Annotated in this window: 13 protein-coding genes; 5 read left to right on the top strand and 8 right to left on the bottom strand. The window is 32.7% G+C overall.

Annotated features, from left to right (window positions below):
• Positions 1 to 75 precede the first annotated feature (75 nt).
• Together CHB81_RS04660 and CHB81_RS04655 are read left to right on the top strand one after the other, a co-directional pair.
• Complete coding sequence (locus CHB81_RS04660; protein WP_089350731.1) at positions 76 to 1128, top strand: hypothetical protein; 1053 nt, start codon at positions 76 to 78, stop codon at positions 1126 to 1128.
• Positions 1129 to 1173: 45 nt separating this feature from the next.
• The gene (locus CHB81_RS04655; RefSeq protein WP_089350730.1) at positions 1174 to 2034 is read left to right on the top strand and encodes a hypothetical protein; all 861 of its coding nucleotides are present in this window, start codon (positions 1174 to 1176) and stop codon (positions 2032 to 2034) included.
• Positions 2035 to 2202: 168 nt separating this feature from the next.
• Here the strand turns inward: CHB81_RS04655 and CHB81_RS04650 are convergent, their stop codons facing one another.
• Entirely contained in the window at positions 2203 to 5937 is a 3735-nt protein-coding gene (locus CHB81_RS04650; protein ID WP_089350729.1) for a metallophosphoesterase, read from the bottom strand.
• Between the two features lie 26 nt (positions 5938 to 5963).
• On the opposite strand from CHB81_RS04650, the gene CHB81_RS04645 reads away from it, so the two are divergent.
• Positions 5964 to 7142: a Pycsar system effector family protein gene (locus CHB81_RS04645; RefSeq protein WP_089350728.1), complete on the top strand. Its 1179-nt coding sequence runs from the start codon at positions 5964 to 5966 to the stop codon at positions 7140 to 7142.
• 19 nt (positions 7143 to 7161) lie between these two features.
• On the opposite strand, the gene CHB81_RS04640 is transcribed toward CHB81_RS04645, so the two are convergent.
• Positions 7162 to 9531 carry a GAF domain-containing protein gene (locus tag CHB81_RS04640; protein ID WP_089350727.1) on the bottom strand — a complete coding sequence of 790 codons (2370 nt, stop codon included), beginning with the start codon at positions 9529 to 9531 and terminating at the stop codon, positions 7162 to 7164.
• A 227-nt stretch (positions 9532 to 9758) separates the two neighbouring features.
• On the opposite strand from CHB81_RS04640, the gene CHB81_RS04635 reads away from it, so the two are divergent.
• On the top strand, positions 9759 to 10511 hold the full coding sequence (locus CHB81_RS04635) for an SDR family oxidoreductase (protein WP_089350726.1): 753 nt from the start codon (positions 9759 to 9761) through the stop codon (positions 10509 to 10511).
• A 72-nt stretch (positions 10512 to 10583) separates the two neighbouring features.
• Positions 10584 to 11165, top strand: coding sequence for a TetR/AcrR family transcriptional regulator (locus CHB81_RS04630; RefSeq protein ID WP_089350725.1), 582 nt, complete (start codon positions 10584 to 10586; stop codon positions 11163 to 11165).
• Between the two features lie 373 nt (positions 11166 to 11538).
• Here CHB81_RS04630 and CHB81_RS04625 read toward each other — a convergent pair whose 3' ends face one another.
• From CHB81_RS04625 to CHB81_RS04600, 6 genes are all read right to left on the bottom strand, one after another.
• On the bottom strand, positions 11539 to 12597 hold the full coding sequence (locus tag CHB81_RS04625) for a nucleoid-associated protein (protein WP_089350724.1): 1059 nt from the start codon (positions 12595 to 12597) through the stop codon (positions 11539 to 11541).
• Positions 12598 to 12640: 43 nt separating this feature from the next.
• A complete protein-coding gene (locus CHB81_RS04620) occupies positions 12641 to 13000 on the bottom strand; it encodes a four helix bundle protein (RefSeq protein WP_089350723.1) in 360 nt (119 codons plus the stop codon).
• A 128-nt stretch (positions 13001 to 13128) separates the two neighbouring features.
• Positions 13129 to 13668: a hypothetical protein gene (locus tag CHB81_RS04615; protein WP_089350722.1), complete on the bottom strand. Its 540-nt coding sequence runs from the start codon at positions 13666 to 13668 to the stop codon at positions 13129 to 13131.
• A gap of 241 nt (positions 13669 to 13909) precedes the next feature.
• Complete coding sequence (locus CHB81_RS04610; protein WP_089350721.1) at positions 13910 to 14509, bottom strand: HPP family protein; 600 nt, start codon at positions 14507 to 14509, stop codon at positions 13910 to 13912.
• A gap of 97 nt (positions 14510 to 14606) precedes the next feature.
• Positions 14607 to 15887 carry a chloride channel protein gene (locus CHB81_RS04605; protein WP_089350720.1) on the bottom strand — a complete coding sequence of 427 codons (1281 nt, stop codon included), beginning with the start codon at positions 15885 to 15887 and terminating at the stop codon, positions 14607 to 14609.
• A 203-nt stretch (positions 15888 to 16090) separates the two neighbouring features.
• The gene (locus tag CHB81_RS04600) at positions 16091 to 16480 is read right to left on the bottom strand and encodes a VOC family protein (protein ID WP_089350719.1); all 390 of its coding nucleotides are present in this window, start codon (positions 16478 to 16480) and stop codon (positions 16091 to 16093) included.
• Positions 16481 to 16485: the final 5 nt, after the last annotated feature.

The following is a 16485-nucleotide window of genomic DNA, read 5'->3' as shown; positions in this document are numbered from 1 at the left end:
CTCAACTTGTTTATTGTTACGCTAAATTCTAACTTTAAAATGAATTAATGTAAATTTGTATTAAAGATATTCAAAATGAGTGAACCTTTAATGGTCTTAAAAAAACCTTCTTATCCTTTAACGCAATCCCTTTTAAGTTATTTAGAGCGATACGAACGTATTTCGAAAGTATCTGTGTTCTATGATGATCTATTGCGTTTTTCGGGCTCTATAAATGTATATGATAAAAATGAAACAGATACTTTATGGATTAGGGTTTATTACAGCGAATTTGAAAGAAATGAAATCGATTTGAATCTGAAAAAAATATATTCACTTTTGCATTCTGATGGAAATAGCGAAATTATTCAGTTTCTGAATATTGATGCAATTGATTATTGCACTTTCGGAAATTCGAAACCTTTCAGAATTAAAGTCCGAAATATTCTCAATGATAACTACGTTCACTTTTATATTAAAAAAGCAGATGCTTCCAGAATTTATGGTTTAGAATTAGAAGATATTCTTTCGCCCGACAAAATCAACTTTTTGGTCTATAAAGACACGCTTATAGAAGAACATATTATCGGAATTCCGGGGGATGTTTTTATGGATACATTATTGGATAATTGTACCGAAATGGAAAAATCGCAAATCGCAAAAGAGTTTGTCAAGTTCAACGAGCGTTGTATGATTAGACTTTTAGGAGATATGCGTGCGTATAATTATGTGATAGTGCCAATTCACGATTTTGATCAGGTGGTTTATAAAATTCGCCCAATCGATTTTGATCAACAATGTTACGAAGGCAATTTTAAAGTTTATCGTCCGCAGTTTTTTAAGGAAAATTATCCGATGATAAAATTGATTAAAGAGAAACTCGAAGAACGTTCGATCATTCAGTACAAAGACGAAGAAAGAGCGATTCTGGCAAAACGTATTCACTCTGCCGAAAACAGAATCAAGAAATTATTGAGTATTATGTGTCACGATACTATTTCGACAGAAGAACATTTGAATCAACTAAAAATGGAATTGTATCGTTATACCAATGATATGAAATTCAAAAACGCAAAATCAATGGGGCACATTATGTTTGCAGCATTTGAGTTTATTACACGTAACTTTAAGAACACTAACTTAATCTAATTTTTAGCCATTTAATCAGTGGCAAAATAATAAAAATGTAATCTTATGAAAAAGTTTTTTTTACTTGGAATTTCTATTGCTTTACTAGCTTGTCAGCAAGAATCAAATAGTGATTTTAAGACACTTTATTCGCTTCCTAAAAAGTTGAAAGAAGTTTCGGGAATTACGTATTTCCCAGAAACTAATCTGATTTATACTTTAGAAGATAGCGGAAATGCGAATAAAATCTACGCCATAAACTCAGATGGGAAATTAGATAAAACCATAACGATTACAAACGCCACAAATGTAGATTGGGAAGATATTACAAAAGACAAAAGCGGCAATATTTACATCGGTGACTTCGGAAATAACGACAATGAGCGCAAAGATTTATGTATTTATAAAGTCAACAAAAACCAGTTGAATAAAGATTTGGCTGTAGCCGAATATAAAGTTTCATTTTCGTATCCAGAACAAACCGAATTTCCTCCAAAGAAAAAAGAAATGTTTTTTGATGTTGAAGGTTTCTTCGAACACGGAAATTACTTTTATCTTTTTACTAAAAACCGAAGCAAGAATTTTGACGGAACTGCTTTTATCTATAAAATTCTAAATGCACCAGGAACACAAAAAGCAACCAAAATAGGAGAGTTCAAAACCTGCAATAACTACAATCATTGTGTTTTAACAAGTGCAACAATAAGTCCTGACGGAAAAAAAGTAGTATTGTTAAGTCATGATAAAATTGTTTTGTTTAAAGATTACAAAGACGATTTATTTCATAAAGGCACCCAAACCGAAATAAAACTAGGTAACTTTTCGCAAAAAGAAGCAATAGTTTTCAAAGACAATAATACATTACTTATCGCCGACGAAAAAACAAACAAAATAGGAGGTAAGATGTACGAGTTTAAGTTGAAATAATTATTTAAGCTAGTAAGGTGCTAAGTTTCTAAGGTACTAAGACGCCGCTTAGTTAAAAAAGTTAACCACGAATTTCACGAATTTCCACGAATAATTAATTAGTGAAAATTTGTGAAATTCGTGGCAAAAAACCTTTGAACCTTTGCTGTTCTGAACCTTTGTACCTAACTAAAAGCTATATGCTGCTCCAAAAATAACTCTTCCCACTTCATCAGGAGATTTAAAATAAGAGATTCTTGCCGTTATCACATTAATGGCATTTATCCAAAGTCCGCCACCATAATCCTGATGCCATTTTTTGGAACTTTCGCCGTCAAGCCATATTCTTCCGTAGTCAAAGCCACCTAAAATTCCGTAAGTCATTGGAGCTACAGTGCGTTGAATTTTACCAATAGTAAGACGTAAATCAGAGCTTTGAGAGAAATAAGAACTTCCTAAAAAGCGTTGGTTTCTATAACCGCGCAAATCTGTATCGCCACCTAAAGTCGCACCTTGATAGAATTCATAATTATTATTTAGAACAGCTTTTCCTTTTAAAAGAGTTGCCAATACTAATTTTCCGTTGTGATCAATTTTATGTGTAAAACCTAAAAGACTTTCCAGTGTTGGGAAATTTTGTTTTGTATCATCTAAATTTGCTATCCAGGTCGCCGAGATCATAAAAGCAACTCCAAGAGTAGGTTTTGCAGCAAAATCGGCATTTTTAAAATGATATTTCACTTTCATACCACCATAAAGCTGACTGTCAAAGACCACCGGATTTACGATATTTGGAGTGTCTATAAATCTATTATCTGTTTCTTCGACTCTTAGTTGTTGCAACATTGGCTGAATACTAAATTCGCTTCCGTAACGCCCAACATGTCTAATGGCACCAGAAACATTAAATTTCTGAATACGAACACGATTATAATCCATTCCAAAAGCTTCATCGTTATTTTTAGTTTCATTACCATAACCAAAATAATTCGTAGTAAAACTTGGAGTGGTATATTGTGATTCAACATCAATAACCCATTTACCCAATAATCCTGGAAAATGGGCAACATAATTAAATTCTAAACCTCCGGTTGCAAAATAATAAAAACCGTTTAAAACGTGTCTTTGTGTGTACGGATTCTGTTTGAAATTGTTGACCGTATAATTTAAGTTGAAACCTAATTTTACGCCATCATCAGGATTATAACCAATATTTGGAAGTCCCGAAACGACATTATATTTTGGTTTTTCATAATTGTACAAGTTAACATCATAATCATCAGTAAGCTGAGTACAGGTTTTAGAATCAAGATTATAAGTGTTGTTTTTCGATTTAAAGTCATACACGATAACCCTTTTTCCGTTTTTGATGTTATAAGTATCATTGTTTTGACCGCCAATTAAACGAATTTTAATGCTCGACTTTTGATCGCCAATAACCTCGAAAACATCTGAATCGTCTAAACCGTAAATCCATAAATTCGAGGTTTTTGCATCAGTAACTGTTTTGGTATACACTAATTCGTCGCCTTCTTTTTTAATTCTGAAAACCTGAATTTCAAGGCTTTTCTTCGCATTATGATTGATGACGAATTTGTCTTTTTTATCGGTTCCGGCAATCATAACGGTATGACTTAGAACATCAAAATAAGTAGAAGCATATTGCTGCAGTTCTTTTTTTCTGCTTCTTAATTTTTGTTTGATATCTTCAATTGTTTCATCCTGAACTTCTTTAGGTAAATTTTTAAAAGCCTCATCAATGTCTTTGTCTGATAAATTATCCTGTATAAATTTTGCCTGAGCGATCCAATCTTTTTCTTCGGCAGTTTTCAAGAAAGCCAAATCCATCGGATAAGGTTCTCTGTTGATCCATTTTACATTATCTAATTTACTTTTAAAAGTTCGCTGATGACGAAGTGCAGGAATATTAATTAAAAGTGAAAGTAAAGTTCCGTCATATTTGGCAAAAGCCTGATCACGGTCACGCGGAATCGGTTTGTAAACTACTTTATCGCCTATTTTGTGTTCAGCCCAACGCCATTGATCGCTATGTCTGTCCCAATCGCCAATAAGCATATCAAATAAACGTGCTTTTATATATTCTTTTTCATCAACGCTATATTTTTCGTCTTTATGAAGGTTCATCATCATATCATCCGTACTAATAATATTAGTTGGATTTCCAAAGTTTTTAGCATCTAAGAAATTATCAGAAGGTCTTTCTTCGACCATATACAATTCATCCCCAAAATTCGAATTGAATTCTCTTAAAGTATTTTGTTTCGGAATGTAATATAAAACAGGATTGGTGTGCAAAATCCCTAATTTATCGGCCATGCTGCCAATTGCAAAAGGCGTGTATGGATGAGATGTAGTATAGAAATCTAGTAAAAAATTCTCAGCATAAGTGTCATCAAAATCGTTTACAATATACTGATCTTTAAACGCAACAGATTGTAAAAATGCTGTGGCGCTTTTTTTCATCGCACGCATTACATATTCTCTTCCTTTAGGATCAGCCATTCGTAACGAAATAGACTGATGTCCTCCGCCTTCGCGAATAGGTTTTAAACCGCCCATTAAAGTATCCAAAGTTGCTGTTTTGGCTTCAATTGGTAAGCTATAATATTTTCTGTAATGATTCCCGAACAAGAATTTATGTATAAAACTCTTTTGAGTCATTTTCTTAGAATAAATAGAAGTTGTTACCGTTGGCGGGAAATTATTATTGCTGTAAGCACCCCAGTTAAATTCTTTGGCTTTTATAATTTCTTTTTCAAAAAGTTGTTTCTCGTGGTTGTTTTCATTCCCAAAGAAAGTCACTTTTGCATCGCCACTTTTAAACAAAGTAAGCGTTGCATAACCATTTCCTCCATAAGAGAATTCAGTTGAGTTTATTGCTCTTGCAGCTTCAGATTTTGAGCCTGCACCACTAATTATTTGTTTTATATTTTCTTTGTTTACGAATTGTAAGTTATGATCGTGTCCTGAAACTACAATTATGTTTTTTTGGCCTTGTATGAGTGTTTTAATTCTCTTAGCATAGATTGTATATTGTTTGTTTTGAATGTCTTGGGGGCTGGCTCCGGAAGTTTTTCGGAGTAAGTTAATAATAGAACCAATTACCGGTAACGGAATTTTCTGTTCTAACGGGAATAATTGTTTTTCTAAAGAATACTGTCCACCGTGAGAACCGTTGCTCATCAAAGGATGGTGGATAGCCAGAACGACCGTTTTTTCCTGGTTTTTATTTAAGACACTTTCTAATTCAGTAAAAAAATCTTCTCTGGTTTTAATGTCGCAATTGTCGTTAATAGTAGGATGATTATCCCAGTCTTCAAGAAACCATTCACTGTCAATAGTAACTAGAGTAGTGGTACTGTCAATTTTGATATCTTCAATAGGGCAAGCTTTTCGGGGTAAGAATGCTTTTTTATCGTTAAGATATTTAGTTACAAAATCTGCCTGACGTTCCAGACCTTTGATTCCGTTGTACCAATCATGATTTCCGGGAATAAAAATTGTTTTTCCTTTAAAACCTTCCGTTAGTTTTAATTGATTCGTAAGTTTCGTTTCGGCCAAAGCTTTATCCGAAGCATTGTCATTTGCAGGAAAACCTTTAGGGTAAATATTATCTCCAAGAAATAATAAAGTAGCTTTTTTTCCTGATTTTTTTAGCTTCTGATGTAATAGTTCCAGTGTTTGCTGGGCTTGTTCTTCGTCAGCATTTCCGGCATCTCCAACTAAGTAAAAGGTGTGAGCAATTTTTATACTATCAGTTGCGTTTTCCGTTTGGTTGGCACTAACATTTTTTCCATATTGCGCTTTATGCGTGGCGCACGAATAAACAAGTAACAATACAACTATTGCTAAAGAACAAGTTTTAATCTTAGTAATAAAATGATTATCCAAAAACAATTTCATAATTTAGTGGTGTAAAAATATTTTTTATGAATCTAATAGAACAATCCGAAGACTTCGTTAGTAATTTACTCAAAGATAAACTTTCTAATTTATATTCTTATCATAATTTTAACCATACTTTAACGGTGGTCAATGCGGTAAAAGAGCTGTGTAAAAAAGAAGAAGTTAAGGGAGATGACAAAGAACTTCTTTTAGTTGCCGCCTGGTTTCACGATACTGGTTATATAGAAGGTTATCAAAATCATGAGCAGGAAAGTGTTAAAATTGCTACGGCCTTTTTGAAAGAAAAAGAGCAATCTGATGAATTTATTGCTACAGTTTCTAGTTTGATTCTGGCAACGGTTAAGGAATATATCCCCAAAACACATTTAGAAAAAATAATTAAAGATGCAGATTTTGCTCACCTAATGGGAGCTGAATATGTAACTACTTGTGAATTATTGCGTATTGAATTAAAAAATACCTGGAATTTGAATTTTTCAAATGAGGAATGGGCAAAGGAAAACCTGAATTTCTTAATGAACAAACATCGCTTTTATACGGATTATGCACAGCGAAAATGGCAGCCATTAAAAGAGAAAAACCTGCTTATGGTTCAGAAGAAAATTGAAAAACAAGAAAAGAAAGAAGCTGACAAAATAGAAGACGAAAACAGAAAGAAAGATAAAATCGAAAAACCGGATCGTGGTGTAGATACTTTATTTCGTGTTACTTTAGGAAATCATACCCGCTTAAGCGGAATTGCTGATAGTAAAGCAAATATTTTATTGTCTGTAAATGCGATTATTATTTCGATTGCACTTTCATCGATTATCCCAAAATTAGACAGTCCGAAGAATGCACATTTAGTGATTCCGACTTTTATAATGTTGATTTCTAGTGTTACTACAATAATATTTGCCATACTTTCTACAAGACCAAAAGTAACAACAGGAGTTTTTACCCGAGAAGATATTGAAGCAAAAAAGATAAATTTATTGTTTTTCGGAAATTTCTACAAAATGCCATTGGCAGAGTACGATTGGGCAATGAACGAAATGATGAAGGATCGGGATTATTTGTACTCGACAATGATTAAGGATTTGTATTACCTGGGATTGGTTTTACAGCGTAAATATACTTTGTTACGAATTGCGTACAATCTTTTTATGATGGGGTTAATTATTACTGTAATAGCCTTTGTAATAGCTTTCAAATCAATTTAAAAAAAATAAGCTCAACTATTTAGTTGAGCTCATCTAGTAAATCTTGGTAAGTAATTTTTTTTGCAGTAGAATTAGTGGTATTATTTATAACTTTTACTCGAATAGCTCTTAAACCGGAAACTCCCTGAAGATCTTCGACCTCGAATTGCTCAATAGAAGGTTCAAGAATTTTCTTGTGCTGTAAATACTTAATATATTTTAAATATTCGGCTTCTTCACTGTTTTGAGAATAAACAATTGTAATTTTCTCTTTCTCCGTAATGCGATCTTTAGTGCCTTTGATGTTTGATTTGTCGATACGTTTTTTTACCACTTCATATCTGGCATTGTAAGTTCCGTCAACATCAAAACGTTTTTCATCCATTCTAAAACGAATCGAAAGCGGCGCACTAAAAACTAAAATCAGCGAAGTCACATCCAATTCATACGGAAGTGATTCTTTCAATTGATGATGTTCTAATTCCATTTCGCATAAAGTCTGTAATTGCCACAAACGTAAATTGTGCAAGTACATAATGTCAAAAGGTTTTGTAGGCGCAATAGAAGCCCCGATGTACAAATTGTGTTCAACACCATCTGTTTTGAAACGTTCGTAATAATGCGGATATATTTGTTGTGCTTCGACTTGTTTTTTGTCCAGAACCGAAGCTAGTTTTTTATTGATAATAGACATAGCATTATCAAACTTCTTTCTTTCCTTATAAAATAATCCTGTTTTTTCGTCCAGACTTTCAAAATACTCACGTTCCAGTTTTTGGCTTTTTTCAGTTTCTTTCGTGTTTTTCAAAAGCGGATGAATTTCTTCTTCTATATAACGTTGAATATGCTGTTCAGTATCTGCTTTTAAGGGAGAATCTAATTCTTCTCGGAACGATTCCAACTCAAACTTTCTTTGTTCCAACAACACTAAATTAGTATTAGGGTCCTGAGATTCAAAAATTTCTAAAATGGCAGTCAATTGATTTTTAAGATCTCTTTTAACCGTTTCGTTTCTGTGTTCAGACGAACCTTTAATATCAATTTGTCCATATAACGGATATACATTCTTAAAGGAAATTTCTTTGAAAATGTAATCTTTTGTATGGTTTGTATTTAGAAAATAATTTTGTGATTCTTTTCTAAATTTCCAATACACACTTGGGTGAATAGTAGTGTATTCACGTTGAATAATAGCTTCAATCTGATGTTGCATATCAGTATTGTAGCGATCGATTGTATCTGTTAAATAGGGTAGAACCAATTCGAGTTTAGTAGCATTTACACTATTTAAATCTTTAGGATTTGGAGAAACTAATTCTACAACACCCAATAAGTGACCATCTTTTATAACAGGAGCAAAAACACAACTTTGAATTCCTTGTTTTAATAAATGCTCTCCAAATTTTACATTTGATGATTCGGCAATGAATTTTTTTACATTAGAAATCACCAAAGGCTCTTCATTATCTAATAATTTTTCGAATGTACATCCAAAAAAAGCATTTTTACAATCAATTTCCTGATCTTTTGAAAGCAGAAAACTCTCGAGTTGAGTATCAAATTTTACTGGTCGGACAAATTTTTCTTCTTCAGCATTGTAAACAATAAATCCTACTCTTAAATCTGGAATTTTAAAAATTGATTTAAAAATACCGGATATAATTTCATTAGTCGGACCGGCATTAGAATCAGGCTTGAGTAAATTACTTTTTAAGTTTGAAATGGCACTTTCTGTAGTAGCATCAAACAAAGAAACAATTCCGAAACCTTTTAAAATCCAGCTCCCTTTAGGAAATTTTGATTTCCAAAGTTCAATATCGCCGTAATTGTCAATTAATAAATCAATGTCTTCCGGAGTTAATTGTACCGAATTTTCTGTTGGAATAATTTCCATAAAATCGGCATTATACAAGATACGATAATGTTTTTCTACACCATTTTCATCCGGAATATCGTAGAAAAAAGGTTTATTAAAATCTATTTTCTGTTTGTAATACACACCCAGAATAAGACAACAGTTATTGATATAGAACTGGTGATCATCAAAATCACGAATCTCCATATCAAACTCAGATCCGGCATTGCTAAGAATCTTTTTGAAACGCTCTGTATAATTAAAAGATAAATTCTGAAAAGGTATTGTAATCGCTTTTATTTCATTGTGCGTTAAAGCAGTAGGAAACAAATCGGCTAATAGATTTTTGATTAAAGGCTCATTATTCTTAATAGTCGAATAATCCTTAATACCAGTTCTTAATTCAGGTAATGGCTCTATTTCTTTTAGTATGGCTTTGGCGTAGTTTGCTCTGTAATCAACATCTGATAAAGCAATTTCTTCAAAAGATTCAATTAGCTTATGAAACGATATGATAGTTTTGAAAGGACTTTCGTTGTATAAATGAATATCCATCTTAGTTTTTTTTAGAATACAAAATTAAGCAAATATTAAGAAAGTTTGCTTATTTATTATTTCTTTCGTTTATAGTTCAATAGATTTTAATCGCTAAAATTTAGCGTTTTTAGGGAGTTTGATTGTTTTAACTAAATTTTAACATCAATAATAACGGAACGATCGTTCTGTTATTATATCTTTGTACCATAATAATTGAATAATCAATAACTTAAAAACAAATAAAAATGAAAAATTTAGAAAACAAAGTAGCTATTGTAACTGGTGGAAATAGCGGTATTGGGTATGCAGCTGCGGCTGAATTAACTGCAAAAGGTGCAAAAGTAATTGTAACAGGAAGAAACAAAGAAGCATTAGCAAAAGCCGAAACAGAATTGAATGTAACCGGAATTGTTGCTGACCAATCTGATCTAAAATCAATTGATAATTTGGTTGATCAGGTGAGAGCAAAATTCGGAAAAATTGATATCGTGTTTTTAAATGCCGGAATTGCATCTTTTGCTCCAATCGATTCAGCTTCAGAAGAACATTATGACAGTATTATGAATGTGAATGTAAAAGGAGCTTTTTTTACCGTTCAAAAATTATTGCCAATTTTAAATGATGGAGGTTCTATTATTTTTAATACTTCTGTAAATGCTCATTTAGGAATGCCAAATTCAAGTGTTTATGCCTCAAGTAAAGCGGCTGTTTTATCTTTAAATAAAGTATTTGCTGTCGAATTAGCTGCAAGAAAAATTAGAGTAAATGCTGTTTCTCCTGGTCCTGTTGAAACTCCTATTTATGGTAAATTAGGTTTAGAAAAAGAAGAAGTTGAAGGGTTTGGAGCACTTTTAGGAGAGAAAATTTTATTGAAGCGTTTTGCTCAGGCTTCAGAAATTGCTAAAACAGTTGGTTTCCTTGCCTCAGACGATGCTTCATTCATTACAGGATCAGAAATTGTTGTTGACGGTGGACTTACTGTAAATGCAGTAGTATAATTTTTTTGAATAATTCAGGAACGATTGTTCCGTATTTTTGTATCTTTGTGAGGTAATTTAATAGTGAAAGTTATGGCTAGAACGAAAGAATTTAATGAAGATCAGGCTTTAGACAAAGCGATCGAGATTTTTTGGCACAAAGGTTACAACGGAACATCGGCCCAGGATTTAGTGACGCATTTAGGACTAAGCCGTTCTAGTTTGTACGATACTTTTGGCGATAAACAAAAACTGTTTGCTCAGTCGCTGCAACGCTATCAGAAAAATGCACAAGATCAAATCGTGGAGCTTTTTGATAAATCGGAGAATATTAAAGAAAGCTTGCGTGATATTTTTAAGCAAGCCGTTATAGAAAGTCTTGAAGACCGAATTACAAAAGGATGTTTTATGGTAAATTCTTCTGTTGAACTGGCGATGCATGATGAAGAAATTGCCAAAATTGTAAAAAACAACAGTCAGATAATGGAAGAGGTTTTTACAAAAGCAGTTCAGAAAGGTCAGGATTTAGGACATATTTCCAAAACAACTGACGCAAGAGTTCTCGCAAGATTTATTTTTAATAATTACTCCGGAATCAGGGTTCTGGCGCGTACCGGCGAAAGAGACAAACAAGTTTACGACGATATTCTAAAAGCGATGTTTTCTATATTGTAATTTAGAGAATAGAGAATAGAGAATAGAGAATAGAGAATAGAGAATAGAGAATAGAGAATAGAGAATAGAGAATAGAGAATAGAGAATAGAGAATAGAAAAATTAAAAAAAGGTAATTACGGTTGGTTTATTTTTACCGCAGAGAACGCTAAGATTTTAATCTAAGAATACCTTCGAAAAGCACATCCCGAAGCCTCGGGATGTGCTTTTTTTGTAAAGGCTAAAAGGAAAAAAACTTGGTGCTCTCTGCGATAAATTTTTTATTTTTTCTGCAGGTTTTAAAATCAATACAACTTATTGTAAATTAAAAAAGGGCAACTACAGTAGTAATTGCCCTTTTTTGTTTTAAGTAAGTAATAGAAAATGAATGACTATTAGCTTTTCTCTTCTTTATTGAAATAAACTAAGTAGTAATACATTTGTTTTTCTTCATCCCAGCCTTTCTCAACAAATTTTTCTGCACTTTCTGGATTGATAAAATCCATTTTAATCTGAATGTGAGTGTCCAGGTTAATTACGTTTTTGATCGATTTTCTAGCGTCAGAAACTGCTGAGTTTGCAATAGGGAATGAGGTTACATCTTCGATGCTGTATTTTTCTCCTTTATCAACTTTGTAGTTTTTGAATTCAGGAATTAAGTCTGGATTGTCTAATACTTCATTTAAGAAATTCTGTTCTTCGAACTGATCGTTTTTGGCGAAATAATTCACAGAACGGTTCATGAACATTACTTCTTCTTTTTTGTCTTCTGCTGGCAAAACAACATCTTTTGCAAAGTTCTGACAGAATTTCAAGTATTTTTTAGTGATGAAGTTTTCATCTTCAAAAGCATCTACAGATAAAAAGTGCTCTAGCCAATAACGCGCATCATAACGGTTACTGTCTACGGTTAGAATTTTGTATCCTTCTTCTTTTTTATAGTTAAAAATCAAACAACCTTTGTCAAGTTTGCTCAGGTTAATACCTTGTTGCAAGATCATTTCAAGATTGCTGTTTTTTTCTTCAAATTGTAAAAAGTCAGCTTGTAACTCACTTTTAAAAATCCCGATAGCGTCAACAACATTATTGTCAATGCTTAAGTTTGTTAAATACGTTACATAAACTTCTCCGTTTTTAATGTGCGGATGGTTTGACTGCTCAAATAAATGTGTCGTGATTCTTTTTGAAATCTCCTGTAGATTATTCGGATTATCAAAGATCTCTGTCGCATATTTAAACATGTCGTTATAATCCAAATCGACTTCGTGCGCAAACTGATAATAGTTTTCTTCTTTCTCTCTAAAAGGCTTAAAAAAGTACTCTTTTATCAAAGGCACAATCTCATCATTTAAATTAAAAGGTTGTTCTGATAAAAAAATAGCTTCGTTTCTGCTCTTGTTTCCTACGCGGTGTATCGCAAGCGTCTCGATGTGGGTGTTGAATAAGTTGATCATATTTGTCTAGGTTCAGAGAGGCAAAGGTTCAAAGGGACAAAGGTTATTTTCTATCTTTTATTTTTCTGATAAAAGAACTTAACATTCGTTCTATTTCTCTGCTTTCTCCATTTATTTTGTTAAATTGATTCTCGTTTAAATATTTTAAATTGAATGAGATTTCAAGTTGGGTTTGCATTTCGAATAAGGAGGAAATTGAAATATTTAAAAATCGTAAATAATCATTATTTCCTTCTCTTCCGTAGCCTTCTGCTATATTACTGGGTATTGATATTGAACTCCTTCTGATTTGTGAAGATAGTCCATAAATTTCTTCTTTTGGAAATGAATTTGTTAACTGGTAAATTTCAGTTACTAAGGTCATTGATTTTTGCCAGATTAAAAGGTCTCGAAAAGTATTCATAAATTGTATTTAAAAAATTAAATACAAAAATAAGAATATTCCTTCTTTTTTAAATCAAAGATTAAAAAAAGAAAAACCTATGAACCTATGAACCTTTGAAACTCTGAACCTCTGAACCTAAAAAAAAACTAATTCCAGTTTTCCTCAAATCCATAATCTTCAAAGCTGTCGTCGCCTTCGAACATATCAAGATCGTCTTCGTCAAGATCATCTTCAAATTCTCCATAGATATCGTCGTGCATATCTGCTTCAAAGTTTTTTTCGATAGCTTCATCAGGCATTTCTCCGTGTGAGAATAAAGTTTCAGGATAAGGAACACCAGCAATTTGATCTTCAATAGCAGCCAACTCAACTAAGAAAGTCCACATATTGATGAAATCGTATACGTAGATAATCTTAGTATTCTGTTCATCTAAGAGATCAGATAATTTATAATCGCTCATGGTTCTTTGTTCTCCAGGAACATCGCCAGTATCAAAAAGTGCAATTTCATCTTCCTGATTCCAAGTTTCATCGCAGGTATAAAACGAAGCTACTTCCATTCCGTCAAAACCAAAAGCGTTGAAGATAGCATTGTGTAAATCCTCAAGCGTATCGTCCTCAAGAATTGCAATGTCTCTAAAAATATCTTCTTCGGCGTCTAGAATTACTCTAAATTTATAAACCATAATCTTTGTTTTTATTGAAAGGTCAAAGGTAAAATATAATTAATGATTTACGAATTGTGATTTAAGATTTGTTGAAAAGATTTTAAAAAGCGATTAATCTTACTAATACACTTTAGTCTAAGTTGTCGAGCTTAGTGAAGTCGTTGTCAGGCTGAGCGAAGTCGAAGCCCGTCCCAATTATCAAGTCTTCTCCCGAAGTCTCGGGATGCTTAAGGTGACACCCGTAGTTCGTAGAAAAAAGCTATTTTCTAGAGAATCTCTTTCTTATTTTATGATAATGTTTGTGATAAGTACTATGACTCGGATATGTTCTGCTTGAAGTCATGTTGTTGAAAATTAATGCCGTCACAAATAGAATCAGAACACCATCTAAAACAGGAGAAAGCACATACATATAACCCAAATCTTTTATTTGTGCCGAACCAGTAACCGCAATAAGCGCCGTAGCACCTCCCGGAGGATGAAGCGTTTTGGTAATTTGCATAAAAATAATCGAAAGCGAAACGGCCAGGGGAGCAGACAGCCAAACAATATCAGGAACTAATTTTTGTACAGTAACGCCAATAATTGCAGAGATTACATGACCGCCAATTAAATTTCGGGGTTGAGAAAATGGACTTTGAATAATTCCGTAAACCAGAACGCTTGAAGCTCCAAAAGAACCAATTAAAAAAACGATATCACTGCCAGAAAAACGAATAGACTCAAGGTAAGACAAGATTCCTATTCCGACAAATGAACCAATAAATGACCAAAAATGTTCTTTAGAATCAATTAAAGTTTCTTTATAAAGAATGTAGCGTGTTTTACGATAACTTCTTTGTAATTTTTGATTGGGCATGTGGTATTATATTTTAATAAATCTTGAGATTCATTTTGTTTTTGCCAAAGATTTAGAGATTTTAATGGATTAACTATCTGCAAAATCAAGGGCTAAATTACTTTAATAAACTTGGAGAATAAGAGTAAACGGTATATGGATAAATCATTTTTGCTGTGTATTTAGAAATTAAACAAACTACTAAAATTGGTAAAAACAAAGTGTAATCGTTTGTTAGACCACAAACCAAAAAGATGGCAGTAAATGGTGCGTGAATACTGGCACTCAAAACAGCAGCCATTCCGATAATCATAAAATTAACCGGAATTACATTTACATGAAAGAAACTGTTTAGGACCGTAGCCAGTAATAAGCCTAGAAAAGCACCAATAAAAAGACTTGGTGCAAAAACACCTCCATCGCCACCGGAAGCAAGCGTGATTGATGTTACAATTGGTTTTAAAATCAATATTCCAATAAAAGTTAAGGCTAAAGTTAACGTCAACGGAATCTCACTAGAATTACTAAAAATCCCTTTTATAGCGTGATAACCTTCTCCATATAATTGCGGAAAAACAAATAAAGAAACACTTAAAACCACTGAACCAATTAGAATTTTATAATAATGAGTATCGATCTTTCCAAACTGAGATTTAAAAAACAATACACAACGTGTTAGATAAACTGAATTGATTCCGGCTAAAATTCCTAAAAGAATAAAATACGGAATCGCTTTTAAATGCCAGGTTGTAATCGAAACAGCAAATAAAGGTTCTTCTTTTAATATAGAAAGTAATCCAAAAGCAACTGAAACCGCAATTACATTTGAGATAATAAAAGCTCGGGTTACTTTTCTTGAAATCACTTCAAGTGCAAACAGAATTCCGGCAATTGGGCTGCTGAATAAAGCAGTAACTCCGGCAGCAACACCCGCACAAATTAATTCGGTTTTGTATTTTCGAAATACATTTTCTTTTTGTTGCGCAACAGATCCAATTGTAGCCGTGGCAACAACTGTTGATACTTCAATTCCGGTAGAACCTCCAAAGGCAACTGTTATTAATCCGTTTATAAAATGCGATGGAATTTTATAAGAAGGTAAATTTTTTGAAGTTGATTTAGTACTCTCAAAAACTTCTTTGATTCCTTTATTCTCTTTTTTCTTAAAAAGATAGTGTCTTAAAAAATAAATTACAGACAATCCAAAAACCGGAAAAAGGATATATAATAGCGGATGTACCGTAACTTCATGGAAGAATATTTCTTCGTAATATTCAGTGATTTTTTTTAGTGAAATTCCTAGAAAGGCCGAAAGAAAGCCAATTAAGATAGAAACTACAACTAATTTTTGAAGGACAATAAATTGATGATTTTTTTTGATTTGCGCCGTTTTGTTCATCAGATGTGATCGCACTTTTTTTATGCGGATTACAAAATTAAGAATCAAATTCGGTTTTTTATAGAAAATACGCAATATAATGTGTTAAAACTGATAAAAACAAGAAAATTCTTTCAGCTAAAAAGAAACGCTGCAAAGGCGCTAAGGCACAAAGTTTTTTCCTTTGTCCCTTTGAATCTCTGTTCCTTTGAACCTTAAAAAACTTATCGCTCATAAAACTCTATTGGCAATTCGTCAGGATCGGCAATAAAAGTAAATCGTTTTTCAGTAGTTTCATCAATTCTGATAGGTTCAGATTCGATATGTTTTGTATTTAAAAAAGCAATTGTTTCTTCTAAATTAATGACTTCAAATGCCAGATGTCGTAAGCCTACCGCTTCAGGCCTTGACGGTCTTTTAGGTGGATTTGGGAAGGAGAATAATTCGACAACATAAATACCATTCAAAGCCAAATCAAGTTTGTACGATTGACGTTCTTCGCGATAGATTTCTCTAATTATTGTCAAACCCAAAACTTCGGTATAGAACGTTTTAGATTTTTGATAATCAGAACATAAAATAGCAATATGATGAACTTTATTTAAGGTAAGCATTGTTT

The organism is Flavobacterium sp. ov086 (assembly GCF_900187965.1).
Classification (GTDB): domain Bacteria; phylum Bacteroidota; class Bacteroidia; order Flavobacteriales; family Flavobacteriaceae; genus Flavobacterium.
Note: the sequence above shows the minus strand (reverse complement) of the source record. Positions and strands in the feature narration are given on the sequence as shown.